Source organism: Puia sp. P3 (assembly GCF_050632245.1).
GTDB lineage: Bacteria > Bacteroidota > Bacteroidia > Chitinophagales > Chitinophagaceae > Puia.
Map to the genome: position 1 here is coordinate 386,980 of NZ_CP192583.1, position 25,495 is coordinate 412,474.

At 48.0% G+C, this 25,495-nt stretch carries 33 protein-coding genes, 4 pseudogenes and 4 riboswitches; of the genes and pseudogenes, 15 read left to right on the top strand and 22 right to left on the bottom strand.

Annotation, left to right across the window (positions count from 1 at the left end):
• Positions 1-104 precede the first annotated feature (104 nt).
• The 18 genes and pseudogenes from ACQ86N_RS02285 to ACQ86N_RS02370 form a co-directional block, all read right to left on the bottom strand.
• Complete coding sequence (locus tag ACQ86N_RS02285; RefSeq protein ID WP_431217950.1) at positions 105-461, bottom strand: metallophosphoesterase family protein; 357 nt, start codon at positions 459-461, stop codon at positions 105-107.
• Between the two features lie 33 nt (positions 462-494).
• Positions 495-740: a hypothetical protein gene (locus ACQ86N_RS02290; RefSeq protein WP_431213758.1), complete on the bottom strand. Its 246-nt coding sequence runs from the start codon at positions 738-740 to the stop codon at positions 495-497.
• Positions 741-762: 22 nt separating this feature from the next.
• Positions 763-879 (bottom strand): metallophosphoesterase family protein, encoded by a 117-nt coding sequence (locus ACQ86N_RS02295; RefSeq protein ID WP_431213759.1) that lies wholly within the window; start codon positions 877-879, stop codon positions 763-765.
• Between the two features lie 38 nt (positions 880-917).
• Positions 918-1,283, bottom strand: coding sequence for an inorganic diphosphatase (locus ACQ86N_RS02300; protein WP_431213760.1), 366 nt, complete (start codon positions 1,281-1,283; stop codon positions 918-920).
• Positions 1,240-1,455: an inorganic diphosphatase gene (locus ACQ86N_RS02305; RefSeq protein WP_431213761.1), complete on the bottom strand. Its 216-nt coding sequence runs from the start codon at positions 1,453-1,455 to the stop codon at positions 1,240-1,242. Before ACQ86N_RS02305 ends, ACQ86N_RS02300 begins: the two co-directional genes overlap by 44 nt.
• 6 nt (positions 1,456-1,461) lie before the next feature.
• Positions 1,462-2,004, bottom strand: coding sequence for a hypothetical protein (locus ACQ86N_RS02310; protein ID WP_431213762.1), 543 nt, complete (start codon positions 2,002-2,004; stop codon positions 1,462-1,464).
• A complete protein-coding gene (locus ACQ86N_RS02315; protein WP_431213763.1) occupies positions 1,953-2,294 on the bottom strand; it encodes a hypothetical protein in 342 nt (113 codons plus the stop codon). Before ACQ86N_RS02315 ends, ACQ86N_RS02310 begins: the two co-directional genes overlap by 52 nt.
• Positions 2,218-2,427, bottom strand: a complete 210-nt coding sequence (locus tag ACQ86N_RS02320) for a hypothetical protein (protein ID WP_431213764.1) — start codon at positions 2,425-2,427, stop codon at positions 2,218-2,220. The genes ACQ86N_RS02315 and ACQ86N_RS02320 overlap by 77 nt, the downstream gene beginning before the upstream one ends.
• Positions 2,330-2,778, bottom strand: a pseudogene (locus ACQ86N_RS02325) (hypothetical protein). Before ACQ86N_RS02325 ends, ACQ86N_RS02320 begins: the two are co-directional and overlap by 98 nt.
• Positions 2,779-3,007: 229 nt before the next feature.
• Positions 3,008-4,206 (bottom strand): annotated as a pseudogene (locus ACQ86N_RS02330) (chloride channel protein).
• 158 nt (positions 4,207-4,364) lie between these two features.
• Positions 4,365-4,433, bottom strand: a riboswitch (Fluoride riboswitch).
• A gap of 90 nt (positions 4,434-4,523) precedes the next feature.
• Positions 4,524-5,900 (bottom strand): vanadium-dependent haloperoxidase, encoded by a 1,377-nt coding sequence (locus ACQ86N_RS02335; RefSeq protein WP_431213765.1) that lies wholly within the window; start codon positions 5,898-5,900, stop codon positions 4,524-4,526.
• Positions 5,901-5,931: 31 nt separating this feature from the next.
• Positions 5,932-6,000: riboswitch (Fluoride riboswitch) on the bottom strand.
• 45 nt (positions 6,001-6,045) lie between these two features.
• On the bottom strand, positions 6,046-6,486 hold the full coding sequence (locus tag ACQ86N_RS02340) for a universal stress protein (protein ID WP_431213766.1): 441 nt from the start codon (positions 6,484-6,486) through the stop codon (positions 6,046-6,048).
• A 16-nt stretch (positions 6,487-6,502) separates the two neighbouring features.
• A complete protein-coding gene (gene crcB / locus ACQ86N_RS02345) occupies positions 6,503-6,871 on the bottom strand; it encodes a fluoride efflux transporter CrcB (protein WP_431213767.1) in 369 nt (122 codons plus the stop codon).
• Positions 6,872-7,186: 315 nt separating this feature from the next.
• Positions 7,187-8,307, bottom strand: a pseudogene (locus ACQ86N_RS02350) (chloride channel protein).
• Positions 8,289-8,600 (bottom strand): hypothetical protein, encoded by a 312-nt coding sequence (locus ACQ86N_RS02355; protein ID WP_431213768.1) that lies wholly within the window; start codon positions 8,598-8,600, stop codon positions 8,289-8,291. Before ACQ86N_RS02355 ends, ACQ86N_RS02350 begins: the two are co-directional and overlap by 19 nt.
• Positions 8,601-8,639: 39 nt before the next feature.
• Positions 8,640-8,707, bottom strand: a riboswitch (Fluoride riboswitch).
• Positions 8,708-8,768: 61 nt separating this feature from the next.
• Positions 8,769-9,533: an SGNH/GDSL hydrolase family protein gene (locus ACQ86N_RS02360; protein WP_431213769.1), complete on the bottom strand. Its 765-nt coding sequence runs from the start codon at positions 9,531-9,533 to the stop codon at positions 8,769-8,771.
• 158 nt (positions 9,534-9,691) lie between these two features.
• Positions 9,692-9,755: riboswitch (Fluoride riboswitch) on the bottom strand.
• Between the two features lie 117 nt (positions 9,756-9,872).
• The gene (locus ACQ86N_RS02365; RefSeq protein ID WP_431217951.1) at positions 9,873-10,673 is read right to left on the bottom strand and encodes an SLC13 family permease; all 801 of its coding nucleotides are present in this window, start codon (positions 10,671-10,673) and stop codon (positions 9,873-9,875) included.
• A 2-nt stretch (positions 10,674-10,675) separates the two neighbouring features.
• On the bottom strand, positions 10,676-11,029 hold the full coding sequence (locus ACQ86N_RS02370; RefSeq protein ID WP_431213770.1) for a hypothetical protein: 354 nt from the start codon (positions 11,027-11,029) through the stop codon (positions 10,676-10,678).
• A gap of 278 nt (positions 11,030-11,307) precedes the next feature.
• Here ACQ86N_RS02370 and ACQ86N_RS02375 point away from each other — a divergent pair, with 278 nt between their 5' ends.
• From ACQ86N_RS02375 to ACQ86N_RS02445, 15 genes and pseudogenes are all read left to right on the top strand, one after another.
• Positions 11,308-11,754: a hypothetical protein gene (locus ACQ86N_RS02375; protein WP_431218057.1), complete on the top strand. Its 447-nt coding sequence runs from the start codon at positions 11,308-11,310 to the stop codon at positions 11,752-11,754.
• Positions 11,681-11,908: a hypothetical protein gene (locus tag ACQ86N_RS02380; RefSeq protein ID WP_431217952.1), complete on the top strand. Its 228-nt coding sequence runs from the start codon at positions 11,681-11,683 to the stop codon at positions 11,906-11,908. Before ACQ86N_RS02375 ends, ACQ86N_RS02380 begins: the two co-directional genes overlap by 74 nt.
• A 44-nt stretch (positions 11,909-11,952) precedes the next feature.
• Positions 11,953-12,480 (top strand): MFS transporter, encoded by a 528-nt coding sequence (locus ACQ86N_RS02385; RefSeq protein WP_431213771.1) that lies wholly within the window; start codon positions 11,953-11,955, stop codon positions 12,478-12,480.
• A 51-nt stretch (positions 12,481-12,531) separates the two neighbouring features.
• On the top strand, positions 12,532-13,230 hold the full coding sequence (locus ACQ86N_RS02390) for a metallophosphoesterase (protein ID WP_431213772.1): 699 nt from the start codon (positions 12,532-12,534) through the stop codon (positions 13,228-13,230).
• Positions 13,231-13,325: 95 nt separating this feature from the next.
• Entirely contained in the window at positions 13,326-13,568 is a 243-nt protein-coding gene (locus ACQ86N_RS02395; RefSeq protein ID WP_431213773.1) for a hypothetical protein, read from the top strand.
• A 647-nt stretch (positions 13,569-14,215) separates the two neighbouring features.
• The gene (locus tag ACQ86N_RS02400) at positions 14,216-14,668 is read left to right on the top strand and encodes a YncE family protein (protein WP_431213774.1); all 453 of its coding nucleotides are present in this window, start codon (positions 14,216-14,218) and stop codon (positions 14,666-14,668) included.
• A gap of 182 nt (positions 14,669-14,850) precedes the next feature.
• Entirely contained in the window at positions 14,851-16,038 is a 1,188-nt protein-coding gene (locus tag ACQ86N_RS02405) for a TolC family protein (RefSeq protein ID WP_431217953.1), read from the top strand.
• A 31-nt stretch (positions 16,039-16,069) separates the two neighbouring features.
• Positions 16,070-16,330, top strand: a complete 261-nt coding sequence (locus ACQ86N_RS02410; RefSeq protein ID WP_431213775.1) for a biotin/lipoyl-binding protein — start codon at positions 16,070-16,072, stop codon at positions 16,328-16,330.
• A 27-nt stretch (positions 16,331-16,357) separates the two neighbouring features.
• Complete coding sequence (locus tag ACQ86N_RS02415) at positions 16,358-16,843, top strand: HlyD family efflux transporter periplasmic adaptor subunit (RefSeq protein ID WP_431213776.1); 486 nt, start codon at positions 16,358-16,360, stop codon at positions 16,841-16,843.
• A gap of 163 nt (positions 16,844-17,006) precedes the next feature.
• Positions 17,007-17,663: a phosphatase PAP2 family protein gene (locus tag ACQ86N_RS02420; protein ID WP_431213777.1), complete on the top strand. Its 657-nt coding sequence runs from the start codon at positions 17,007-17,009 to the stop codon at positions 17,661-17,663.
• A gap of 9 nt (positions 17,664-17,672) precedes the next feature.
• On the top strand, positions 17,673-19,109 hold the full coding sequence (locus tag ACQ86N_RS02425; RefSeq protein ID WP_431213778.1) for an efflux RND transporter permease subunit: 1,437 nt from the start codon (positions 17,673-17,675) through the stop codon (positions 19,107-19,109).
• Between the two features lie 83 nt (positions 19,110-19,192).
• Positions 19,193-20,140, top strand: a pseudogene (locus ACQ86N_RS02430) (efflux RND transporter permease subunit); the annotation flags it as partial.
• Positions 20,141-20,237: 97 nt separating this feature from the next.
• A complete protein-coding gene (locus tag ACQ86N_RS02435) occupies positions 20,238-20,786 on the top strand; it encodes an efflux RND transporter permease subunit (RefSeq protein WP_431217954.1) in 549 nt (182 codons plus the stop codon).
• Between the two features lie 159 nt (positions 20,787-20,945).
• Complete coding sequence (locus tag ACQ86N_RS02440) at positions 20,946-21,515, top strand: hypothetical protein (RefSeq protein ID WP_431213779.1); 570 nt, start codon at positions 20,946-20,948, stop codon at positions 21,513-21,515.
• A gap of 46 nt (positions 21,516-21,561) precedes the next feature.
• Positions 21,562-22,014, top strand: coding sequence for a hypothetical protein (locus ACQ86N_RS02445; protein WP_431213780.1), 453 nt, complete (start codon positions 21,562-21,564; stop codon positions 22,012-22,014).
• Positions 22,015-23,121: 1,107 nt separating this feature from the next.
• Here ACQ86N_RS02445 and ACQ86N_RS02450 read toward each other — a convergent pair.
• From ACQ86N_RS02450 to ACQ86N_RS02465, 4 genes are all read right to left on the bottom strand, one after another.
• Positions 23,122-23,568, bottom strand: coding sequence for a hypothetical protein (locus tag ACQ86N_RS02450; protein WP_431213781.1), 447 nt, complete (start codon positions 23,566-23,568; stop codon positions 23,122-23,124).
• A gap of 128 nt (positions 23,569-23,696) precedes the next feature.
• On the bottom strand, positions 23,697-24,191 hold the full coding sequence (locus ACQ86N_RS02455; protein ID WP_431213782.1) for a hypothetical protein: 495 nt from the start codon (positions 24,189-24,191) through the stop codon (positions 23,697-23,699).
• The gene (locus ACQ86N_RS02460) at positions 24,164-24,619 is read right to left on the bottom strand and encodes a hypothetical protein (protein ID WP_431213783.1); all 456 of its coding nucleotides are present in this window, start codon (positions 24,617-24,619) and stop codon (positions 24,164-24,166) included. The genes ACQ86N_RS02455 and ACQ86N_RS02460 overlap by 28 nt, the downstream gene beginning before the upstream one ends.
• Positions 24,616-25,473 (bottom strand): DUF4138 domain-containing protein, encoded by an 858-nt coding sequence (locus ACQ86N_RS02465; protein WP_431213784.1) that lies wholly within the window; start codon positions 25,471-25,473, stop codon positions 24,616-24,618. The genes ACQ86N_RS02460 and ACQ86N_RS02465 overlap by 4 nt, the downstream gene beginning before the upstream one ends.
• Positions 25,474-25,495: the final 22 nt, after the last annotated feature.

Consider the following 25,495-nt stretch of genomic DNA (forward strand, 5'->3'; position numbering starts at 1 on the left):
CTCTATCCTTTCCCGTAAATCGCTAATCAGATCGACTACGATTTCTATTTTGTCACCGGCATCAGTTTCGAATGTTGCAGGTGTATGTTCATAATCAGCTATTGTTATTCTCCCTGCCGAAGAAATTCATCATAGGCACTTCCGAGGCCGCAGGTGTGTATATGTTGGATTACTTTTTCCACATCGTATGGTAAATAGCGGAACGTGACTGCTATGCTTTCAGGTTCGCTTAATTGGATATCTTCCTTAATCTCAAGCAGAGCATAACAAGCGGTAGGATTACCATGTTTTGGTTTCCCAACCGACCCGACATTGATCGCATGCCGGTATAGTTTATGATTCTCCCCATCATAATAAATCGGACGATGAAAGGGTTGGTGCGTATGACCCATCAAAAGAATATCAGTATTGGCGATATCGAGCAGTTCCCGCAATTCTTCATCTGGTGTTTCTGGCCGGATATAATCGTTATTGCTTAACGGGCTTCCATGGACTCAGCCAATGCGGCAGGTATGGAAAGGAAACCTGTATTCCATCTGCAGCATAAAGGGCAAATTAATCAAGTAAGCAAGGTTGACAGGGGTAATGGCCTTTTCTGAAAGGCAAATCGATTGCTTACCAAACGCCTTTTGTGCGTCAGTTGTATGCGAATAACAAAAACTTACCCGAAGATGCCCAATACCTTCGTCATGATTGCCTTGAATACAAGTAATACCTTTCTGACGAACAAGATCGATCACTTCATTATCCCATCCTGCAAAATTAACCAGTGTCGCCGAGGCAATAGATGTCGTCCGGCTGATGCAACGCGATATCTGCAAGAACAGATTCCAGGGCAGGTAAATTAGCGTGAATATCACTGATAAAAGCTAGTTTCATATCTCCAATTTTAATGGTTGGCCATCCGGATTAGATTTTTAGTTTCTCATCGTACATCTCCATGCTTCGTCGAATGCACTCTCGTAGGCCTTCTCGCGGCCGAACATTTTCCCAACCGTCACCTTTTTATTTTCCAGCGACTTATACCCTTCGAAAAAATGCTGCAGCTCGTTCATATGATGCTGAGGAATGTCGGGGAGATCACGGATATGTTCATAAGCCGGGTCATAGGCTGCTACCGATAGGATCTTATCGTCAATTCCATGCTCGTCTTCCATGTGCATGATACCGACCACCCGGGCATCCACTACGCAAAGTGGCTCTATATCCTGGGAACACATGACCAGGATATCCAGCGGATCACCATCGTCGAACCAGGTACGGGGCACCAAGCCGTAATTCATCGGGTAGAACATAGCTGTATAGAGTACTCCTGTCTAACCTTAGAAGCCCGGTTGCCTTGTCCAGTTCATACTTCATCCGGCTTCCTTTTGGAATTTCGATTACTGTCCGAACAATCTCGGGCGCACTGGTTCCTACCGATATATGCCAGGGATGGACAATTGTCTTGATCATACGTTTCTATTTATTCTTAAATGCCTTAATACCGGCAAATTTTGCCGTTGAGCCCAATTCTTCTTCGATTCTAAGTAGTTGGTTAAACTTGGCCACCTGTTCACCCCGGCAACCGCTGCCGGTCTTGATATGGCCTGCGCCTGTTCCTACAGCCAGGTCGGCTATCGTGGTATCTTCCGTCTCACCACTTCGGTGAGAGATGAAACAATGGTAGCCATTTCTGTAGGCTAGATTAATGGTCTCCAATGTCTCAGTTACTGTCCCTATCTGGTTCAACTTGATCAGGATAGAATTACCGATTCCTTGTTCGATGCCTTTTTTCAGGATGGACGGATTGGTGCAGAAAATATCGTCTCCCACCAATTCGACACTACTTCCCAACTTTTTGGTTAGGGCCTTCCATCCAGCCCAATCGTTTTCACCCATTCCATCCTCCAGCAGGACGATGGGATATTGTCGGATCCAGCTATCCCAGAGATCGAGCAATTGACCGGAACTCATCTTTTTCTTTGTGGATTTGAAGAAAACATACCCGCCGTCCTGCCACATTTCACTGGTAGCCGGATCGAGACATAGGGAGATATCTTCCCCGGCCGGTAACCTGCTGTTGTAATAGCTTCCGGGATAACTTCAACCGCCTCCTCATTTGATCGGAGATTGGGAGCAAAACCGCCTTCGTCCCCCACACCGGTAAAATACCCTTTCCTTTGAGGATGCTTTTCAGTGCATGAAAGGTTTCCTCTCCCATCCGGATTGCCTTCTTTAAAAGACGGAGCATGATGAGGAGCGATCATAAATTCCCTGGAAATCGACATTATTATCAGCATGCCTTCCCCCATTGATAACGTTCATACATGGTACGGGAAGGCTATAGCTAATGGATATCTCCTTCATTAAAATATTGGTATAGCGGAATTTTTTGAAGAGCTGCCATTGTTTTGGCAAATGCCATCGATACGGCCAGGATGGCATTTGCTCCTAATACTGATTTATTGGGTGTTCCATCGAGCCGCTTCAACTCCTCATCAACGTGATGTTGAGAAAGGATCTTGCTATTCGTCAGGTTTCTGGAAATAATGGTGTTAACATTAGCAACCGCTTTCAAAACCCCTTTCCCCTGATAACGTGCCGGGTCATTATCTCTTAATTCTACGGCCCTCCTTTCCCCGGTGCTTGCACCGATGGAACAATCGCCCGGCCCTTTACCGAACCGGTAACAGTCTTATCATATGTAGTAGTTTCACTAATACTAATTTCTGCTTCAACCGTTGGGTTTCCTCTGGAATCCAATACTTCCCGTGCATATACTTTATCAATTACCATATGTTCTATTGTAGTTTTAAAATGAATAGTATTCAGTTAACCCAATGGGTTTTAGTATTATATAAAATGCCTTTGACAGTCGCATCGATCGTGTCGAGACGAAATAGTAGGAAAAGGAGCAATTCCTTCTCGTTCATATCCCGCACCGCAGGATGTTCATTGAGCCACTGAAGTAATCGGGAATGCTCCGGAACTGAGGGGTCGGTGAATAATTCTTGCATGGTATCCGTTAATTTTCTTCCCGATCTTCCCGGGAATGGTGTAGAAATAAGTTTGGGCTGAAAAGTTTAGGAATGCCTCTCGCTGAGAATTTCCCCGGCGTTCTGCTGGGCGGGCTGAAGAAATAGGCAATAAGGCAGCAGAAGGCAAAGTAGACAATATATTGACTGCCGAAAAGCTCGACACCTAAAAAGATCCCGGCGATGGGAGTATTGGCGGCGGCGGCAAATATGCCAATAAAAGCCAAGCTGCAAAACACGGTCAGATTCACCCCGACAAAAGGGGCAAGAAAATGGGCTAATATTGTACCGATAAACAGCAATGGTACGATCTCACCACCTCTAAAACCTGCGGCGAAGGTTAATAACGTTAGTGCCATCTTCCATAGCCAGCCAAGAGGATCGAGCCCCCCGGACTGGAATGCAGTAAGGATAGACGGTGAGTTCGGTGAGCCCGGAAGGATCCCGAGGCCCATGTAGTTTCGTGCAGGAGTGAAGCAGCCAAGTAGTGCCAACACGATACCGGCAAAGAGAGGCACTACCCAACCAGGTTGAATAACCCAACTGCCCAGATAACGGACTTGCCTGCTAAGCTCCGTAAATGCACAGCAGACCAGTCCTAAAATGACTCCAAGACCTACTGTCACGAGTAACAGCCGAATGTCCATGTTATAAGGGCCATTGAAAGAAACCGGAAGAGCGTGAGTGAATAAATATTTGAACTGTGAGTCATGCATGCCCATGACCGCAGCTACGCCTAAGCCTGCCAGGCCGCCAATACCGCATGGCACGAGCGCATTATAAGGAAACCGTTCGATACGGACCAGTTCAAGAGCAAAACCGCGGCAGCAATGGGCGTTCCAAAAAGCGCGGCAAAGGCGGAGGCTACACAGGCTGAAATAATGATCTGGCGGGGAGCGGTGTCGAGATTATACCAACCTGCGAATTCCTGACCTATCGCCGCTGCAGCCTGGAAGCCGGCTCCCTCCCGTCCGGCGCTGGCGCCAAAAAGATGGGTAAGAAGAGTGGACAAATATACGAAGGGGATAGAGTGTCTGGAAATCCCGCCCTCAGTCTCATGAAGTCCGGGAAGGGCGACCGGTAAGGCCTTCTGTGGAAAAGGTCGTTGGAAAAGGTAGATGGCTATAGCTCCAACCGGTAATAAGAGGAAGAGCCAGTGGATGGACCGAGCGCAACTGTTGTTCGCGATCGACGAGCTTTATGAGTAGTGTTGTTAAAAAGCCGGTTAAAATAGCGGGTCCGAAGGCTAATCCGCACCACCGAAGGGTGCGTTTCATGGCGGGCCAGTTCGGACGAGAGTCTTTACTTGATTGCATACCTACTCTGTAAATTAATGGTTGATTAATTTATTCCGTAGGCGCCATCGTCCTTCTGAAAAAGGCGGTTGATAAGGCGGACACCATCACCTTGTAACTCAATAAAGTTAAGATATTCGACTTTAACGGCGAAATTCTTTACTTATTTAGCTGGATATTGCATTCCATAGCTTTATATCTGGTATTCCGATTACCTTCGTTTCATCTTTAATCGACTAACTACAAGCTCACCTAATTTCTTTCCCATTTCGTTACTAATGATACAGCAATAATGGTAATGTATTCCACCATAGAACCGGGAATTCATGGTCTCCAATGACGCATTCCTGAAAGAGGTAAAAGCCCTGCTTTTGATGCCGAACTCCAGTTCAGTGCTGTCCGTGTACGCCATGTTGTCGCCGAATTCACTGGTCAGTGCCTCGGCTACCGCCGCCGAGATCGTACAGTGCCCGCAGGTATATTCTGGGAAGGGTGGGGTCTGTAAATGAGGTCTCCAGTTCGGATCGAAGTATTTGTCAATGACCGTTTCGGGCCTGGCAGTGTTGTAGATATATTTGATATTCCAGCATTGGATGAATGCATCGAACGCAGCAATGGCTGCTTTGGCATAGGCACAGGTCGTTTCACTAAAATCAGCGCCCTCCTTCTTTGCAGCAATGCCGACAACGCCCATCCAATGCCCCGCAGGAGAAAATTTCTTGGTGCCAAACATTAAATGGCCGGAAACGTTCAATTTAAAAGGATTGTCATCCCAGAAATCCGCAATCCAGGCTTCTTCTGCATTCAGGCTATCGCCCTTGTTCTCTATTGCTTTCACTTCCCTATAATAGGGGCTAGCCTTGTGGGTGACATCGAAAGGATAAGGACGATGTGGCATGAACTGATCTACACTGTCCACCACGGCATAACGGATCTGCCCCCAATGAGGCTCCATGGCCGGTGTATAACCAGGCGGTGTGGGCACCCAGCGACCGGGCGAATCGCTAACCATGTATTCGGGGGCTCCACGTGTCTGCAGGTAATTGTCATGGCGGCTCCATTCCAGTACCACGGAAGCGACTGTATCGGCATAAGCCAGGCTGGCCATGTACACGTCTTGAGGCATACCGTGTTGTTCGCCCAACTTGCGCAGACTGTCGGTATAGGCGCGCATGCTGCCTTCGGGGAATGTGACCGATTCTCCCAACTTGCAATAAGCAAGCAAAGCTGCCAGGCTAAAGTTGACCTTTTGCTGAGGATCGGGTCTTGGAATTTCGTGGAGTCCATGGAGTTGTCCTGCGAGCGACATATATTTATCAGGGTAGCCGGCTGCGACTACCTCGTAGCCAGCGACTGCAGCATACATGTAATTTCGAGAGGCGACAATCGGTCCAAAATTATTTCCCATGACCACTGTGTTGAGCTCGTGGACGGTGTGGGAATATAGTTCAGGATTGGCAAAAATTGTCTCGTAATCGGCTTTGGTGTTACAGCGAACCAGTAAGAAAACAAGAACACCGATAATAGGGAGAAACGAACGAAAACAGCTGGCTGATAATTTGATTGTCGCTTTTCTTGTATAATACATGCCTACAGTTTAATCTGTTTGTTGATTAATAGTTACTGTAGGCGTCATCGTCCTTCTTTTAAGGCTGTTGATGAGGTGGAACGCCATCACCTGATACATGAAATTAAGGGATTGCCATTAAAATCTCAAATTTTATTAGATAATCCTATTTCATATTCGTTGGAGTAACCATTACCGGTATTTCCGCATGGCGAATGACATATTCTGCCACCGATCGTGTCATCATCCGATCGAGTTTCGAACGACCATGGGTACCCATCACGATGAGCTCAGCCTTCCATTCGCTGGCTATGTTCAGGATCTCTTTTTCAGGGTCTCCTTCCGGGGTAAAACGAAATACCTGTTCAATACCATCATACATTTTAATATATTGATCGAGCGTTCTCTCGGCTTCCTCCCGGAGGGTATTTTTACTTTCATTGGGTGTAATGCCCAGGTCTGCACTGACGACCTCCTTGTCTTTATCGATCACAAAGAGGACGCCAATGACAGCTTTGAGGCAGTGAGCAAGCTCAAAACCGCACCTGGCGGCCTTCATTGATTCACCGCTATCGTCTACTGCAATCAGGATTTTAGTAAATGGCATATGCAAGCGTTTTTAGTTATCGTATAATGGCCGAGCCGCCCACGGTAGCCAATAGCCCCAATATCGTACTTCCGAGCGCATATATTAAGAAATAAGTATAATTACCGTTCCGAAAAAGGGTGATACTTTCGAGTGAAAAACTGGAAAAAGTTGTGTATCCTCCGCAAATGCCGGTGATCAGAAAGAGACGCCATTCCATAGTCAGCCAAGCATGTTTGCTGGATAGCCCGAATAAAAGCCCAATCAGAAAACAACCGGTAATATTGACTACCAGCGTGCCAATCGGAAAGGTTAGCGTCGTGTACTTTCCTATGTAGACCTGTGCCAGATAGCGGCAAATACTGCCAATAGCGCCACCAATTCCTACAATGAGTAATGGTTTCATATCCCGGTGTTAAGTGTTTAATCAACGTCCCAGAACTCTACCTCTTTGTAAATTACCACTTTATTACGCAGCAGGTCTTTGTGTTTATAAAAAAAAGTTGCAGCTTTTCCTTTTTATCGACTAGTGAAACACACATGGCAATCTTCGAGTTGTCGCCTTCAGGGGTAAAGGATTGAATGTCGTCACCGTTACTGTAGCTGGTATGCGTACTGAAAGCAGATGCCTTGATAATGCCATCCTTTTTCGCCTCCGATATAATATGGAGATAGACAGATTTAGGAAAAATCCGCCGGAACAGCGTTCTTTCACCGTGCCTCACTTTGTGTGCCGGCTCGATGTATATTTCGAGCTTGCCCAAACTATGGGTCTTGATCTTTTCAACCATTGTTTTCTGTTTTTTATGCGTTTGTCCCTGACGTCGTGGAGGGTCTTGTCCGTATGGTGATCGAGTTTGTCCACCTTGGATACAGCCACGCGCTGGGCATGGTAAATGCCGGAATGTCCGCTGAAATAGTAGGCGGTGAAACAGGCAATGGCATAGTATAAAGCATGATCGGTGCCGAAAAGCTCTACGCCCATGATGGTGCAGGCAATGGGGGTATTGGTTGCACCGGCAAATACTGCAATAAAACCGAGACCGGCAAAGAGGTCGATGGGGGCACCGGTGAGCGTGGCGATAGTATTGCCAAGTGCTGCACCGACGAAAAGAGAGGTGTGACCTCTCCACCCTTAAAACCGGTACCCAGCGTGATCGCAGTGAACAACAACTTCCAGAGCCAACTGAATGTAGTGGCCCCGCCCGCGTGAAAACAGGAAGGTATGGTTACCGAATTAGCACTTTCACCAATTATGCCGAGACTAAGGTAATCCTGTGTGCCAAGTGCATAAGTGAAGCCTATCACGAGTACGCCACCGATAGCCGGGATGAGCCACTTCGTCTTTATCCAGCGATTGCTATAATTTTTGATGGTATGAGAGATCTCGGCGAAGGCAAAGCCGGCCAAACCAAAGAGAATTCCTCCAACAATCACTTTCCAGAGCAACGACAGGTCAAAATGGACGACAGAGAAGTAGGTGATGCCGGTTTCCTTGAAAAGAATATGATATTGGGTGTGATGAATGCCCCAGGAAGAACAGGTAAGATCAGCCACGAAACTGGCAATGAAGCAGGGCATCAAGGCGTCGTGCTTGATCCGGCCAACGGCCAATACTTCCAGGGCAAAAATCGCCCCGGTAATAGGGGTACCGAAGACGGCTCCAAATCCCGCGGCAATCCCAGTGGTCAGCAGCATGCGAACATCCTCTTTCGAAAGATTCAGTTTCCTGGCAAAAAATTGTGCGAGGCTGCCTCCGATCTGTACGGCCGTTCCTTCCCGGCCCGCAGACCCACCGAACAAGTGAGTGATAACGGTGGTGATTAGGACCATCGGGGCCATGCGGGCAGGCACTCCTCCCCTGGTTCATGTATCTCATCCATGATCAAGTTGTTACCCCCTTCTGAATTTTTACCCATGAACTTGTATAAAGCATAGATCACGATACCGGCGAGTGGAAGCAAAAAAAGCAACCACGGATGATCGAGTCGAAAATGGATAGCTTTGTCCAATAGCCACAAGAAAAACGCAACCAATGAACCAGCCGTCACGGAAACCGGGATAACCAATAAAGTCCAGCGAAAAAGGTGGGAAAGGATAAAAACGTGTTCAAATGAGGTCTTCAACTGCTTCATTCCTACAAATTAAATATAATATTAATAGAATATATTAATCTCTTTGTAGGCGCCATCAGCCGTTTTACGGGCGGTTAATAAGGTGGAACACCATCACCTCTGATACACGCAAAGGTAATATCTGCCCTCACAATGGCAAAATAAATAATACAGAGTGCTTCCTCTATTCTATCCCTTCACGGCCTCCAACCAGGCCTTGGCGATCAACCCTTCGCCCGCGACACTGGGGTGGACGCCATCGATAGTCCAGTAGGATCCCGGAGCCTTTTCCTCCGCCTTGTCGAAAATAGACTGTAAGGGGATGAAGACCGCTTTGTACTCACTGGCAATTTCTTTCGCAGCCATTCTGTATTCATCAAATGCTGGATACCATTTCTCGTCTACGGCTTTTACATCTTTGACGGCATAGGGTTCCATCAAAATCAGTCTGACAGCAGGCAAGGCCTTCATGGTCCGGTCAAGCAGTTTTCGATAGTCGGTCCGGTAAGTTTCGATCGTGCCTTTGTAACCTCCGGTCAGCGTATGCCAGAAGTCATTAACCCCGATCAGAATGGTCAAAATATTCGGTTTGATATCCAGGCAGTCCGTATCCCATCGTTCTGCCAGTTGAAATACTTTTTGGGCGCTGATGCCTTTATTATAAACCTGTAATTGAAGCCCCGGGTACATCTGCAATAATTCCGCAGTGATAATTAAAGGATATCCTGAGCCTAAAGCATTGGAAGCATTGGCACCCATCTTGGTTTTGTCCCTTCCCCAGTCCGTGATGGAGTCTCCCTGAAAAAGAATAACATCATTCTTTCCGAGCATAACCCTTTTCATCTTTTCATTCTCAGTTGACGCTATGCCTGCAAGTGGCATAGCCGCCGCGGATAGTCCCGCCATAGATAGCTGTTTGAGGAAGGTTCTTCTGTAATTTGCTGATTGATTCATAATTTCTTTTTGATTTTAGATTACGAAATGATAGGAGAAAGTGATATCCACGCGCGGCAAGTGCCAGCTAGAGGGATGCTGAACATGATAAATAAAGAAAAAAGTATGATTGTTATATTCACCTACAAATAGTTTACCACCGCCTTTTTCTGGCGGCACGATTTGTAGGCGTCATCAGCCTTGCGGCGGTTGGAGCGGGAAGACACCATTTCCCGTGTTACAAACAAATATACTTACATACCAGCATATTTTTCAAGCAAAAAGATTAAAATACCTGCCGCAAAGCCTAAAAACGCCAACCAACTGATCCTTTTCAGATACCAGATAAAACTAATATCTTCAATACCCATAACTGCTACTCCTGCGGCGGATCCGATGATGATCATGCTGCCGCCTGTGCCCGTGGTAAGGGCCAGGGAATGACCAAAAAGTGTGATCGGTGGGATAGGTATGCAGATCATACATGGCCTGAGAGGCGGAAACGAGCGGAACATTATCCACTAAAGAGGACAGCAGGCCCAGGGAACTACCGATGAGAAAGTCATTTTTGAATTGACTGCTCATAAAATGAGCGAACGCGTCCAATATTCCTGAAGATTGAAGGGCCGCTACCGCCAATAGAATACCCAGAAAGAACAGGATGCTGGGAGAATCTATTTTCTGCAGCGCTTTTGAAACTGATAGTTTTTCGAGAGTCTCAAAAGGTTTATCCTTATGAATAATAGTGGTGATGATCCACATAATGCCAAGCGCCAGCATCATACCCATAAATGGTGGCAAATGAGTGACCGTTTTGAATACAGGGACAAAAATCAGCAACGCAATACCCGCGATAAGGATAAGCCGCCCTTCTTTTCTTTCCTGTGCCGAACAAATGTTCCGTGCTGTTGCCTGAAAGTTTTTCCCTTTAAAACGAAGGGCTACGATAAAGGAAGGAACGATGCAGGCCACCACACATGGCAGGAAGAGTATGTTCATAATATGAAAAGCGCTCAATTGTCCGCCTATCCACAGCATAGTGGTCGTAACATCTCCAAGCGGCGACCAGGCTCCGCCAGCATTGGCAGCTATGATGACAATGCCTGCAAACCAAAGCCGGTCTTCCCTATCCGACAGCAATTTTGCACAAAGGGAAGTCATCACTATCGCAGTCGTGAGATTGTCCAGAAAAGCTGACAGAAAAAAGTAAGAACGGCAACGATACCCAGTAGCATACTTTTCCTGGATGTTTTGATCAGATCGGTGATCAGGTCGAAGCCGCTATGGGTGTCAATCAATTCCACGATGGCCATAGCCCCCAGCAGGAAGAACAGGATTGACGATATTTCACCCACATGATGAAGCAGCAATGTTCCGGCTTGCTCCGTTGAGGCACTGTCAAAGAAAAATATTGTCCAGCAAACGACCCCGGTGATCAATGCCGAAGCAGCTTTATTTAGCTTTAAGTAGTGCTCGAAAGCAATTGCCAGATATCCTATAATAAAAACAATTAACATAGTTCCCTTTTGCTTGACTATAAATTAACGAACATAACATTTTAATTCTTACACCATCCGAATAATGCTGAACATCTTTGGATCTCCCTTCCTGGAATTTTGTGCAAATGTTCCCATGGAAGTCATATCTGCATAGCTGGCTGGCTAGGATATCCTGACTGCTGTCGGTGAATCCTTTACCGGGCTGCGCCTCCCTAAGCCGGAATCGGCCTGATTATACCTCCCATCTCTGTTCTGTTCCCTTTTCAGAAATTTTTCAGATATGTCAATTAAGTTTGTTGGCAAACATTAAGCAGGTACAACTAATTATGGAAGAAACAACTAAAAAAGGAAAATGGCTCAATAAGAACATCTTCGGAATGGGTCTGGCCAGTTTCTTTAGTGATATGAACCATGAAATGGCCTCAGCGGTTCTCCCCCTCTTTCTGTCGTCTGTGCTTGGTGCTCCTGCCTTTGCGCTTGGCCTGATCGAAGGCGTCGCAGACGGTGTATCCACACTCTTTGAAATCTGGTCGGGATGGTACAGTGACAAGATCGGCAAACGTAAAGGCCTGGCGACTATCGGGTATTTCATCACCGCTTTTAGCAAGGCCAGCTTTCGCCCTGGCTACCAATTGGGGGCAGGTACTCATTGGCAGAACAGCAGGATGGATCGGCTGGTCCATCCGCTCGCCCGTCCGGGATGCCTTGCTGACAGAATCCACGACCAAGGCCACCATAGGTAAAGCATTCGCCTTTCACAGAACGATGGATACCCTCGGTGCGATAGCAGGTCCGCTGATTGCCATGCTTTTACTGGGTCATGTATCCATCCGCCACATCTTTCTCATCTCTCTCTCCCCGGACTTTGCGCAGTGCTGTCTGTTGTCTTTCTTATAAAAGAAAAGGCCAGAACTCCCGATACACGAAATATGTGGCGTAGCATGAAAAGCCTTTCACCTGACTTCCTCTCTTTTCTGGTACCCGTCGGCATCTTCGGTATTTCCAACTTTGCGCCTACACTCCTGATCCTTAGAGCCCAGCAATTACTCACTCCTTCTCACGGAGTAGCGATAGCTGGCACTTATTCGGTAGGACTTTATACCTTCAGCAATGTCGCCTATGCACTGGTCAGCTACCCCATAGGTGTTTTAGCCGATAAATACAGCAAAAAAATCATTCTTAGTGTAGGCTACCTGCTCTTCGGCATCCTTTGTTTTGGATTTATGGGCGCAACCGGTAGTTTTTTCACCCTTATTCCTCTTTTTGCGCTAAGCGGCGTTTATACAGCCATTATTGAATCTTCCCAACCGGCGCTGGCCTCCACGCTTATCGCCGACGACCAGCATGGGGCAGGTTTTGGCCTTATGAGTTCGGTCGATGGGTTAGGCGATTTCCTTTCCAGTATAATTGTAGGGGAGTGTGGACCTATGGTTCCGCGTTCGCAGGCTTTGCTTTTGGAGGCATCGTAGCAGTTGTCGCAGCCCTGTTGCTCTTTTTTAAAAAATTTAAAATATAATTATATGGTGGATTTACGGCTTGCTTCCTACCCAGTTTGCTTCCGCCTTCGGCGCTCATCCACGCGTATACTCCGTCTAACGCTCCTGCTACTCCTATCAGGGATCGGATCAATTGCTCAAAACAAAAATTACAAAAAAGAAGCTTCCTCCGGCCATCCGAGCGGTATTATCAAAGAATTGGAGGCCATTCCTGCGTCATTAAGCTTCCTGGTAATGGGGGATTGGGGAAGACATGGTGAATCCCACCAGCGAAAAGTAGCTGAACAGATGAGCAATGCGACCGTAGGACTGGATGCAACGTTTAATGTCATAACTGGAGATAATTTCTATCCCAAAGGTGTCGCCAGCGAATGGGATCCTTCCTGGAAAATCTCTTTTGAAGAGGTATACAATCAACATCCTTTATATGATGATTGGTATGTAGTATTGGGAAATCACGATTATATAAGCAACCCGGACGCTGAAATCGCATATAGCAAAATCAGCGCAAGGTGGCATATGCCATCACGGTATTTTAATAAGGTCATGCTTCTAAAACATGGGGGAACTGCTGAATTCTTCTTTATCGATACCAGCCCCTTTCAGTCGGATTATTACACAAGCGACGAATATGGCCCAAATGTAAAATTGACGGATACGGCCGCTCAAAAAAATGGCTGGAAGAAAAGCTCGGCAACAGCAAAGCCACCTGGAAATTTGTAGTAGGGCATCACCCGTTGTATAGTGCAGGGAAGCGCAAGAGGGAAGACTAATGATATGCTCTATTCTTTTGCATGTCTCTATTCGAGAAATATAAGGTGGACGCTTATTTCTGCGGACATGAACACCACCTTGAATTCGATGAGCCAGAAGGATACAGTTTTATACAGTGCATCTCGGGTGCTGGTTCGGAGGCCACAGAAGTCAGTTCCGCGCCTTATGCAAAGTTCGTCGCGCAAGATTTTGGATTTTTAGCTGTAAGTGTGACCAATAAGAAAATGCTACTTCAGTTTATTAATGAGGAAGGACACATTCTATACACCACTACAGTTAAAAAGTGATAGCCCTCCATTAAAATACCCATACTGATAAATCAAAGCTATATGAAACCTTTACCACTAGCTTTTATTTTGTTCATAACGCCTGCATTTATCTCTTTTTTACTCCCGTAGTTCGGGGGTGCCGGGCCAAAATTTCCAGGTATCCGGCAATAAGAACGCTATTCAGATACCCACAGAGGTCATTGTCGCTTAAAACAACCATACCGTTACCTAATGTAAAGGGAAGTTTTGACCTGATGGCTTTGGATGGCGACAGGAAGAGACTGTTTGTTTCCGCCCAGTGATAATCATACCCTTGAGGTAATAGACCTTGCCACAAATAAGCCGCTTCTCAGCATACCGAATTTGAATGAGCCGAAGCTGGGTATTTTATTGGTCCCGACAAGATGAAGTATACGTTTCTACCGGGGGAGACGGGCGGGTAACACAATTGAATGGAACCAATTATAGCAGAGACCCGTTTATATACTTTTAAGGAAAAATGCAATAATCTTCTGATATGACAGTACCATGGGTCAGTTATTGGTAGGAGTTGGCAAGACCTTCGGTGCATTGGGTATAATCGACCAGCCAACCATAAAATAGCCGGGGAAATTCATCTTTCTGATTACCCCAAACAATTTGAAATAGATGGAGATCTCGTTTATGTGAATGAGCCCGAAATGGGGCAAATTGAAGTTATAAGCCTTTCAGCAAAAAAGGTGGTAAAAGCATGGAATCTTAAAGCTGCCCTCCAGAATACTCCGATGGCAATTGACAGAAAAAACAAAAGGTTGTTTATTGCCTGCGATACGGGCAAATTTATCATACTTTCCACTACCTCTGGCCAGGAAATCCAACGTATAGTCATACATAAGAACGCGGATGGCATCTACTACGATGGCAAACGAAAACTCCTATATGTTTCTTGCGGAGAAGGTTTTATCGATGTCATCCGGCAACAAAACGCCAATCATTATCAAATCGAAGGGACAATCCCAACCACGAAGGGAGCAGCGACTTCGCTTTTTTCGCCTTCCACGGATAACTACTATCTAGCCATACCCCAATCAGCTAATACTCCTGCCGAAATTCGCATTTATAAACCCCTTCATTCCTAAATCCGAGGGGTTTATTCTTTTATTTCAGGCGGAATCTCCGTTTTCAGAAATTTTTCAGAACCTCACCGGACATTTGGCGTATCCACCGGAAGGGATATTCACTATGCAAAGATTATACTGTTTCTATCCTCGTCTGCCTGCTCGTCGGGACCGCCAGCGCCCAGCCGTCGCTCCCCTTTTTCCTGGAGCAGGCCCGGAACAATAATCCCGTCATTCGCCTGGACTCTCTACAGGCCGTCGCCAACCGCATCGCGCTGGATCAGCAGAAAGCAGCTGCCGCAGGCCCTCTCATCTATGCAGATGGCGGCTACCCGGCAGCCCCCGTCATATCAACCGATCAGGGCAAGACCCGTTTCCTGTTAAACCCATCGAAGGGCACTACCGACTATTATGGATACGATCTCTCCCTGACAAACGGTGGTCTGTACCGCGGCGTCGTCGCCCTCGAACAACCCTTACTCACTGGCCCAAAAACCCGGATTCTGGAAGAGCAAAATCAGCTTCAGAGCGCCCTCTTGTCCGAGCACAGCCGGCTAACTATCCATCAACTCGAAAAAGCCATCACCGACCAATATTTGCTATGTCAGTACACACTGGAACAGCAGGAGGCCACCAGGCAGTTACTCGATCTTCTCCAGGCCCAAGCCAGGATCAGTAGCACGCTGGCAAAAAGCGCCCTGCTCTACCAGGCAGACGTACAACTATTACAGATAGAGGCTGATCGCCTCCAAACTGCCATTGATGCATTGGATGCAGCCTACCATGCCCGGCTGCTCGACCTGTTTGTCCTTTGTGGTATCAAAGATACATCCGTGGTCCGGATAACCCGCCTGTCGCTCTCTTTTATACAGGATAGCTCGGTGTCATCCGGCTTCACAGAGCAATACCGCCTGGACAGCCTGAGTCTGACCACGGGACAGAAGATCTTTGATCTTCGTTACAAACCACAATTCAGTTTTTATATTTCAGCGGGGCTCAATACGGCCTACGCCCCGGACATCCTGCAACGCTTTGGCTGGCAAGCGGGATTGAAATTCACCCAGGTCCTTTTCGATGGACACCAACGACAGCTTAATGACCGGCGCGTCCGCCTGTTAGCCCAAACCACAGCATGGCAGACAGATTATTTCAATCGTCAGAATGGAGTACGGAAGACAAAATTGATGTCGCAGGTCCGGTCACTGGACGACCAGCAGGCGGCTATCCGGCAGCAGGAACAGGCTTATGACAAGCTCCTGCAGCTCTACAAACAGCAGGTCGTCAGCGGTCAGCTATCCGTCATCAATTATCTTTCCGTTCTGAGAAGCAGGGCGTCTTTGCTACAGGATTTGGCTACTATCCGGTATAACCAGGGGACTACTCATCAATGAATATAATTACTGGAATTGGTAAAGCATAAACATGAAAAATCTATTCATTCTTTATTCCATCTCACTATTGCTGATCGCCTGTCATTCGGCTAGTCCCGGAGAAGAGCCCATACACCCCCGCTCCATAGTTACCGCCGTTACCGTCACCATCGGCACTATGGAACAAACGGAAAGGGTTCCAGCCACCACGGTGTACCTGCAAAAAAGCCAGCTAAGCTCTCCCATTACCGGCTACATAACGGAGGTCCGGGTGAAGCCAGGGGATCCTGTGCATAAAGGAGATTTGCTTTGATCTCATCGAATCCAAAAGAAAAAAGCATTGGGTGCCTGGCCTGGTAATGGAGACTCTGCAACAGCCAATTATGGTATCTTCCGCGTAATGGCTCCCGCTGGTGGCTTCATTACCCGCATGGACAAACAACAGGCCGGGGATTTTGTCACCGAAGGTCTGCCTCTATGTTCCATCGCCGATCCCGCTACTGTCCTTTTTCAGCTCAATATACCCTATGAAGAGATCAGCCTGATCCTGCAAAATCCGGTATGCCGCATTGACCTGCCTGACGGAACCCATCTTAATGCCCGGATCACTCGCCCGCTCACCCAGATAACCCAGAGCAGTCAGGCCGCCCCTTTTCTCGCCAGGCCTGAAACGCAGCGTTTCTTTCCCGAAGGGCTAATCGCATCGGCCAGCCTTATTGGCTACCAGAAAAAGAATACCCGCCTGCTGCCGGTAAAAGCCGTGCTGAGTGACGAGCTAATGCATAATTTCTGGGTTATGAAGCTCATCAGCGATTCCCCGCCATAAAGGTTCCGGTCACCATTGGACAAAAAATGATAGTCTTGTTGAAATACTCCAACCTGCATTTTCGAAAACGGACAGAATACTTACGCAGGGGAATTATGGGCTGTCTGATACGGCCCTGGTTACTGTCCGTGGCAATTTGCCTATTCCTACAAAATAAACTAGGATGAAAACAATCGTGCTGGCCCTAGCTTTTTTTGCCTTTGTCGGATGCTGCTTCCTTTATGGAGGTTTTTCCGACATGGCGTTTATTCGCAGCATTCACTTAGGCCGCCTTCGAAACGCAGATTCAATGCTACAATTTATCAGCAATACTACGGCCTTTTTCAGCTTTGGGCTGATACTACCCTTCCTGCTGGTTTATGTGAGCCGACGAAGATCCAACAATGCTGTTCTGTTAAAACGTGACACAGGCAGGAAAGCACTAATAGAGGGAGTTACCTTATTATGCTCACTTCTACTTACTACCTTATTGGTACAGGCACTTAAACATTTGATCGATCGTCCAAGGCCCTATGAAGTGTATTCATTCATAAAAAAGTTATCTGATGCAGGCGGAGGTTCTTTCCCTTCCGGTCATACTGCCGACGCATTTACTGTACTGGCATTTTTCATGCTGGGCCGATATTCGTTATTATTTGTCCTGCCCATACTGGTATGGGCCTTTGCAGTAGGCTATACCCGGATAGCGCTGGGCGTTCATTATGGCAGCGATGTGCTCGGCGCTATGCTCCTTGGCATCCTGTCTGCCTGGGCCGGGCGGAAGGCAATGAACGCCTATTTTCCGATAAGTAAAGTAATTAACAAACCTGACAAAACATGACCCTCCGGTATGGAAACCAATCGTTATAGAAAATTCCTGAAGCCGCTGTCTTTCCTTGCCCTGGTTGGCATCGCTATGGGGCTATTTACCTTCAGCCGAATGCAGACCGCCCTCTTCCCGGAGGTCATGTTCCCAAAGGTAAAACTAATCGCAGACGTAGGTCAGATGCCAATCGACCGCATGATGATCACGGTCACCCGTCCTATCGAAAGCGCGGTAAAAAGGGTCAAAGGAGTCACCATCGTCAAAAGCGTAACCAGCCGGGGTAGCTCCGATGTACAGATCTATTTCGAATGGGGAATCGATGTCTATCAGGCTAAGCTGCAGATCGAAAGCCGCCTGAATGAGATTCGCAATCTTTTGCCTGCCGGCACCAATATTGCCGTGGAAGGCTACAACCAATCTTTATTTCCTGTCTATGGATACACCCTCGAAAGCGAACGCTATGGCCCGGTAGCTCTGCGGGACATTGCCACCAATACGGTGCGGCCTTTGTTCTCTCAGGTGTCTGGGATTTCAACCGTTATTCTTCGGGGTGGCAAGGCTAAAGAATATGTGCTCATCCCTGACCTTCTCAAAATGTCCGCCTTCGGCATTACCCCGCAACAGTTGGTCAGTGTTTTCAACAATACCAACTATGTTCTCTCCAATGGCAAGTTATCTGATTATCGCCGTCTGTACCTTTCCCTTACCGATACCCGGTTGAACACGGTCGGGGATCTTGGCGAGGTCGTGGTCAAAAACGACGGCAGCCGCATCGTCCAGGTTAAGGACATTGCCCATATAGAATTGCAGGAACAGGTCGAATTCAATGTCATCAATACCAACGGCCGGGAAGGTATGATCGTAGATCTTGTCAAGCAGCCCGGGGTTAACCTGATTGATTTCGCCCGATCCGCAGAAGATAAAGCCGCTGAAATACAGTCTCTCCTTCCGGCCGGCATTACCCTCCGGCCCTATTATAACCAGTCCTCCTTCGTCAATGATAGCATTGAAAGCGTCATTCACACCATACTTGAAGGGCTTTTACTCGCTATTCTGGTCGTTATCCTCTTCTTACGGTCATGGCGGGCAAGTACTGTCGTTATTCTCACTCTACCCGTCACACTCGGGTTCACCGCCATCGCGTTATATAGTGCAGGCCTTACGCTAAACATCATGTCTCTTGGCGGCATTGCTGCGGCTGTTGGCCTCTTCATCGACGACGCCATTGTGATCATCGAGCAGATCTATCGAGGACATGAAGAACATCCTGAAAAAGACCGATTCCAGGTCGTGGTGGAAGCGATACACGAGCTTTTCCCTGCGATGATCGGTTCGTCGCTAAGTACAATCGTCATCTTTTTTCCATTCGTGATGATGGGTGGACTAGCCGGGGCCTTCTTTAAAGAACTGGCTAAAACAATGGAACTGACCCTTGTCTGCTCTTTTTCGTTACCTGGCTGATCACCCCCGTGCTCCATCTTATGCTCGGGTACAAGCCCACCCACAAACACAAGCCAGCCAATGAAGCGGAAACATTACACCGCATGCGCTGGCTGACACGACTCTATCGCCGGCCTGTCTTTGCCCTATTATTCCTGATCATCCTGGTAGCCGCCGCTGCCTGGGTCGCGCCCAAATTAACCACCGGATTCCTTCCCGAGTTGGATGAAGGAACGATCGTCCTCGACTTCTATTCACCTCCGGGAACAGCCCTCGAAGAAACCGACCGTCTCTGCCGTGAAATGGAAAAAGTTATCCTGCACCACCCGGATGTCGCCAGTTACTCCCGACGCACCGGCCTCCGCCTGGACTTCCGTAACGTCGCCCCCAACTATGGCGATTATCTCATCCAGTTGAAGCAGGACCGGGCGCATACGACACCGGAGGTCATCGCCGCATTGCGTAGTTCCATCCAGGGATCAGTCCCGGCCATGAATATTTCTTTTGGCCAGCGCATCCAGGACCTGCTCGGCAATCTGATGAGTACACCCAGCCCTATTGAGATAAAAGTATTCGGGAATGACCAGCACGAACTGGAGAATCTGGGTCGCCAGGTGGACGTACTGATGCATCAAACGCCCGGGCTGGTTGACATCAATAACGGGATGATCAGCGCCGGCCCTGCCGTCGTGTTCCATCCCGACGAAGCCAAATTAGCAAGGTACGGCCTTACCCTGACTGACTTCCAGCAACAGGTACAACTCTACACGCAGGGCATCGTCCTCGGCCCCAATGCCGGTGTCACCGAACCTTCCCCAGTCCAGGCATCCATGATGGGCAACCTGCAGGTGGGCCAGATACAGGATCAGGAACAGATGCGAAAGATACGGCTCCGGGCTACCAACTACTCAGAAAATGACATTGACAAGATCAGCCGGCAGCCCATTTTCCTCCCGGATGGTTCGCTGAAGCCTCTGCGTTTCTTTTGCCGCGTCGAAAGCCAGGGCGGAGAGGTCGATCTTAAACGGGAGGACCTGAAATCCTGTGTCGTCCTCACATCCCGTCTCAAAGAGCGTGACCTGGGCAGCGCCATTACCGATCTGAAAAGGACTTTTTGCAACGCAACTTCAACTTCCTCCCGGGTACTATATACGGTTCGGAGGCGCCTATGCGGAACAACAGCAATCCTTTCGGGAGTTGCTTACTATTCTTATCGCCGCGAGTGTCCTGGTTTTCTCCGTCCTGCTTTTTCTCTTTCGGGAATGGCTCATTGCCGGCATAATCCTTATCATATCAACCGCCGGCATTTCGGGAAGCCTTCTGGCCCTTTACTTCGTTCATATACCTCTTAATGTAAGCAGTTATACCGGACTTATCATGATCGTAGGTATTATCGCTGAAAATGCCATATTCACCGTCAACCAATTCCGCCACAATATGCTTCATAATGGCAACGATGTAGATCGGTCCGTTGACTTTGCTCTGGCAACGCGTATCCGTCCTAAATTAATGACTGCCATTGGGGCCATTCTGGCCCTGCTGCCCCTTGCACTTGGCATAGGCCTCGGTGCTCAGATGCAACAGGCGCTGGCGGTAGCCGTCATCGGAGGGTTCGTAGCAGGCATACCTCTGCTGTTGTTTGTATTTCCAAGTTTCATGCGGTTTATCTATCACAGAACGCAAACAACAAATACATGACCCTGAAATTTCTAGTGACAGTGGATCATGATCCTGGCCATTATTATATGTGTCTTGCTGGCAGAAGGCGTATTAAATGAACGCCACCCAAAATGAAAGTTCAATATTTCTTAACCTATAAACTCATGCGGCGAGAAAGATTGCCGCTATATTTATCAAATGAAAGCGTTACTACACATCTTCTTAACCTTCTCACTACTGTTTTCAGGCCATTCCTACGCCCAGCAGCAAGCTGTACCAGCCAAAAATCTCGTCATATTTGTCATGGATGGTTACCGCTGGCAGGAACTGTTTCAGGGAGCTGACTCCGGTATCCTCTTCAACAAACAGTATAACCATAATGATTCTGCCTGGACGGTAACCAAATATTGGGACACTAACCTTCAGGAAAGAAGGCATAAACTGATGCCTTTCGTATGGGAAACCATCGCCCGGCAGGGTCAGATCTTCGGCAACCGTCAGTACGGCAACCTGGTCAACGTGCAGAACAAATACTGGTTTTCCTATCCGGGAAGGAGCGAAATCTTCGCCGGCTATTATGACAGCGCCGTCAACTCCAATGAATATCCCGATAATCCCAACACCAATGTCCTGGAATTTATCAACCAGCAATCCGCTTTCCACGGCAAAATTGCCACCTTCGCCTCCTCGGGACGCCGTAGCCAGGATACTCAATCGCAACCGGAACGGCATGCTCGTCAACATTTATGGAGAAGATGTCAAAGGTGACGCCCTTACCCCGTTGCAAAAAGAAGCTAATTTATGGCAGCATACCTTGCCTGACATTTTTGGCAAAGGCGAACGTCTCGATGCTGGCACCTATGCACTGGCCAAGGCCTATCTTCTCGCCAATCGCCCCAGGATACTCTACATCGATCTCGGCGATAACGACGATTTCGCCCATGCCGGCGACTACGGCGACTATCTCGACGCCGCCCACTACGCAGACGCCATGTTCAAGGATATCTGGAACACCCTCCAGCAAGATCCCTTCTACAAGGACCAGACCGCTATGCTCGTCGTCCCGGACCACGGCAGAGGTATCGGTCTCGGATGGACCAGCCACGGCGCTCGCACTCCCCATTCCGACGAAACCTACCTACTCGCTATGGGCCCCGGCATTGCACCCAAAGGAGAGGTAAAAACTCCGGCCAGATTTATCAGGCGCAATACGCCCAGACCATCGCTGCACTGCTCGGGTTACATTTCACGGCCCAGCACCCGGTAGCAGATGCAGTTAAGGGAATTCTTGCTCCCAGGCCTTGATGGAGAGCAAGAATCCCTTTCCGCCGGTGGCTCGATTTCGTCGGTACATCTTACTGGTGTTCAGTCTTTTCTCGTATTTCGTAAGAATTTGATATCCTCCCGTAATTCAGACTCGTAAAATACTTTTTTCGGCGGCCCAAGTCATGTCGTCGGATAAGACCCTGATCAACGAATTTCTTCAAGGTGGGCGCGGAGACGCCGAGTGAGCTTAGCAAACCGGCCAATATCAAGCGGCTCGCCTTCGGCGTTTACTGAATGCTTTACTTCCGCCAGACACTCCAGGGAAAATCTTCCGGATAAACCGGGCAGCTTCTTCGCGTGTGAACCCAACAAACTGGATGTTCCCTTTTTCTTCCTTCTCAGTCATCTCCACCACCTTATAAAAGTTGAGATTCGTATAATGGATTAAAACAGCGCCCGTCGCCAGGCGCTGTTCACCTTATCCCCGCCGCCAGGATTCTCGCTGGCCGGGTGCACTCCCTGCAGAGCCGGCGTCCCTGTCCTCCGGCAACTTCTTTACCCTGAGTCAGTTGACAAATTTTCAACAAAGGCAGAGAACTGCGTCAGCAACTCGGCAAGAGAATCCGCTTCAAATAAGATGGAGGTGGCGTATCGCTTCTGAAACGAGAGGAATATCCTCATCCTGTACCTTCATCACTTTATAGCCTTCCCTGGTCAGGCAATAAATAATATCGCATATTAGATGGTTTACAAAAAATAAAAAATTTATTATACTTACTTCTCATGCCGGATTCGCATGATACAGTCCGAGGAAACCGGACAGGTGTATGACGCTGCCGACATATTGGTTAAACGACGGGATATAGCGGATGTAGCCATAGTCATGTAACTCCTGTATACATTTTTGATACGTGCTTCGACCTGCTATCTTGGACAATCGCATAATATCATTACGAAACACCGAAACAGGGTTGCAAGATCCCTGTCTCTTCCAATTATAAAGTAGGGCTGAATACAGGCTGATGTGTGTCGGGGTCAGTTTGGAGTCATCAGCAGCGGCCTCAAGAAACCCCGAAAAATTGCTCATCGCGTCCATAGAGAGATCATTTTAAGGTTGAAGCCGTTTTGTTTTCTTTTGCTTTTCCTTTTGGCCGCTTCGGAGCGCGCCTTGCTGCATAGGACTATTCTTCAGGGCCTTCGACTCCTTTCCATCGTCCGCGGCTTCGGGTGATTTGGATTGACCCAACGGCTTTGCCTGCTGGGCCGGCGAGCCGGCGGCATTCTTCAGGTTCGTTTCCCCGGTTTTGCCTGCCGTTTGATTGTTCGAGGTATTTTGCTGAGCAGATTGCTCGCCAAAAGCCTGTTGTGGAGTCTGCAATATCGATTGAAGCTGCAAGCGTTTGCCATGCTCATCATAATAATTCAGGCTTTTGAATTGGGGCGCAGCCTCAGTTGCGATTTTGCGCTCCTGTCCCTGCAGATTGAGCGTTACCGTCTGGCGGTTTCCACGTTGAAGTGATTCCATCAATCGTTTCTTCTCTTCCGGATTTTCCAAGCTTCAATGGGAGTTGCAAAAGGCTCTTCTCCAGATCGAAGCCGTAATTCTGGTGATACTGTTTGACGGCATAGTTACCATGTTTGTCTGTTTCCTTAAAATTGAGCTGTTGCCACGCCCGGTATTTTTCACCTCTCACGGTTCTCAAGATCCTTTTCGACGGCCCGCCCAGACAACAGATTATAACCCTCTTTGAGGGTAATGTTATCGCCTTTGCTATTGACATAGAAGGTCTGACGGATAGGATCTGGATGCCTTTCATTTTTTAGAATGACAGTATGGTTGTTGAAAAAATACATGTCGCTGTTTTCAGCCTTCTTGAAGTGCAGCGAAGATACGGTGCTATCCTTGCCATAATCCTGCTGATGAAATAAGGTAAAAGCAGGATTTTGCTTCACGATAGCCTCACGCAATTCCTTGTGGTGCTCCTTCCCATAGCCCGTATTTTCCAACTGGCGTTGAAGAAAGGAAAGATTATTTTCATTCATATGTTTAATTTTAAAATCCGTTATACCATTATTGCCGACAAGACCAGCAAAAAAAGTTGGATGTTCATGTCGTAACCCGGCTAAAAGGCCTTGACCATACCGGCTGCTCAGAAGGATCGACTGATACTGGACCATATCATCCCGTAACTGGCGAACAGAGGGCCCCCTGACTCAAACCCGTAATTCTGAGAAGCAAGGGTTTCGCTACGGATACCCCATTCAAACCGATCTGCTGCCGCCCGCGTGGCAACGACTTTGCCGATGTCAACATACTGATGGGAAAGAGACTCCCGATAAATAAAATCCTCTGTCGGGATTCTACGTTTCTTCAGCAGTGCCATCGCTTCATAATAGGCCCGCAAATCACCCCAGACGAATTCATGTTTATCATATGGCTGACCCGCAAGGAACTCCGACGCATCGTTGTAATCCATGCAGATGGAGATATCATTTTTGTTTTCTTGAACGCGATCCTCCTTGAATAGCACAAGACCTGCACCATATGCTAAGGCGTCATGCATCGGCCTCATCAGCTTTCGAAGATCTTTCTGGGCGACTATCATAATCCGGTATTGTTTTTATGAATATTCCTTAGTCCTTGAGCCACCTTGCTTTCAGCAGCTGACGGCCGCTCACTTTCAAAGCTAGGACCCGACTGCCTTTTCGCTCCCGTGCCCGAATCAGCAGCCACTTGATGACTCGATACGGTGAACGGGTGAAAGGCTAACACGATCGATCGCGGGTGATGGTAGGCGACTTCAGCAAGCTTCGTCGAATACAGTGGCGTCAACTCTTGCGATTGCACCGCCGTCCGGCGCGATCGCCGTCTGGTCTCAATCGAGAAAGTAAGCTCATCCAGGGGCAGAGCGATACGGGATTGGTTGGTGAACACGAGCTCGAACCACAAAAAGGAGGAGTCAATGGCGATATGCCTGACCCATAGTCCTGCCGACGACTGGTGGACATGGAGGCCAAAAGTCGACTCTTCCGCATGTAGATTAGAAGCGCGATGTGCCAGAAAAGCTTTATTGTCAGCAAATGACGGAAATTGTACCTGGCCTTCTTGGGAGCCGAACGAGTCTTTTAATGACGGAAAGCGGATCACCAAACTGTCCTGGCCGGATGAATACTGAAGCGTAAAGGCGTAAAACTGTCCATCGGCTGTTACTACACTCGCATTTGTCTCGGAGGAGGGGCGGACACTAGCCTTGAGTTCAAGGATATTCGTCATCCGCTTAGGAATCTCGGCAATCACCGTCGGACTGCCAATATCTACACTGACGATCGGATAGGAGAAGATCAGGCTGGTGGTCTTGGCATACGACACCGGAATTCGTATCGGAGCGATGACGGTTTGCCCCAAGCCAGCGGTCACCAATACCAGCAACAAATTGCTGCAAATAAACCAATGTTTCATGTGATTTGATTTTTAGATTATG

Coding starts and splice junctions, on each gene's coding strand:
- ACQ86N_RS02295 (WP_431213759.1), bottom strand. CDS start 879: ATGAAACTAGCTTTTATCAGTGATATTCACGCTAATTTACCTGCCCTG.
- ACQ86N_RS02300 (WP_431213760.1), bottom strand. CDS start 1,283: ATGAATTACGGCTTGGTGCCCCGTACCTGGTTCGACGATGGTGATCCG.
- ACQ86N_RS02305 (WP_431213761.1), bottom strand. CDS start 1,455: ATGATCAAGACAATTGTCCATCCCTGGCATATATCGGTAGGAACCAGT.
- ACQ86N_RS02310 (WP_431213762.1), bottom strand. CDS start 2,004: ATGTGGCAGGACGGCGGGTATGTTTTCTTCAAATCCACAAAGAAAAAG.
- ACQ86N_RS02315 (WP_431213763.1), bottom strand. CDS start 2,294: ATGGGGGAAGGCATGCTGATAATAATGTCGATTTCCAGGGAATTTATG.
- ACQ86N_RS02320 (WP_431213764.1), bottom strand. CDS start 2,427: ATGCCATCCTGGCCGTATCGATGGCATTTGCCAAAACAATGGCAGCTC.
- ACQ86N_RS02335 (WP_431213765.1), bottom strand. CDS start 5,900: ATGTATTATACAAGAAAAGCGACAATCAAATTATCAGCCAGCTGTTTT.
- ACQ86N_RS02340 (WP_431213766.1), bottom strand. CDS start 6,486: ATGCCATTTACTAAAATCCTGATTGCAGTAGACGATAGCGGTGAATCA.
- crcB (WP_431213767.1), bottom strand. CDS start 6,871: ATGAAACCATTACTCATTGTAGGAATTGGTGGCGCTATTGGCAGTATT.
- ACQ86N_RS02355 (WP_431213768.1), bottom strand. CDS start 8,600: ATGAAGCAGTTGAAGACCTCATTTGAACACGTTTTTATCCTTTCCCAC.
- ACQ86N_RS02360 (WP_431213769.1), bottom strand. CDS start 9,533: ATGAATCAATCAGCAAATTACAGAAGAACCTTCCTCAAACAGCTATCT.
- ACQ86N_RS02365 (WP_431217951.1), bottom strand. CDS start 10,673: ATGACTTCCCTTTGTGCAAAATTGCTGTCGGATAGGGAAGACCGGCTT.
- ACQ86N_RS02370 (WP_431213770.1), bottom strand. CDS start 11,029: ATGTTAATTGTTTTTATTATAGGATATCTGGCAATTGCTTTCGAGCAC.
- ACQ86N_RS02385 (WP_431213771.1), top strand. CDS start 11,953: ATGAAAAGCCTTTCACCTGACTTCCTCTCTTTTCTGGTACCCGTCGGC.
- ACQ86N_RS02390 (WP_431213772.1), top strand. CDS start 12,532: ATGGTGGATTTACGGCTTGCTTCCTACCCAGTTTGCTTCCGCCTTCGG.
- ACQ86N_RS02410 (WP_431213775.1), top strand. CDS start 16,070: ATGAAAAATCTATTCATTCTTTATTCCATCTCACTATTGCTGATCGCC.
- ACQ86N_RS02420 (WP_431213777.1), top strand. CDS start 17,007: ATGAAAACAATCGTGCTGGCCCTAGCTTTTTTTGCCTTTGTCGGATGC.
- ACQ86N_RS02425 (WP_431213778.1), top strand. CDS start 17,673: ATGGAAACCAATCGTTATAGAAAATTCCTGAAGCCGCTGTCTTTCCTT.
- ACQ86N_RS02440 (WP_431213779.1), top strand. CDS start 20,946: ATGAAAGCGTTACTACACATCTTCTTAACCTTCTCACTACTGTTTTCA.
- ACQ86N_RS02455 (WP_431213782.1), bottom strand. CDS start 24,191: ATGGTCCAGTATCAGTCGATCCTTCTGAGCAGCCGGTATGGTCAAGGC.
- ACQ86N_RS02460 (WP_431213783.1), bottom strand. CDS start 24,619: ATGATAGTCGCCCAGAAAGATCTTCGAAAGCTGATGAGGCCGATGCAT.
- ACQ86N_RS02465 (WP_431213784.1), bottom strand. CDS start 25,473: ATGAAACATTGGTTTATTTGCAGCAATTTGTTGCTGGTATTGGTGACC.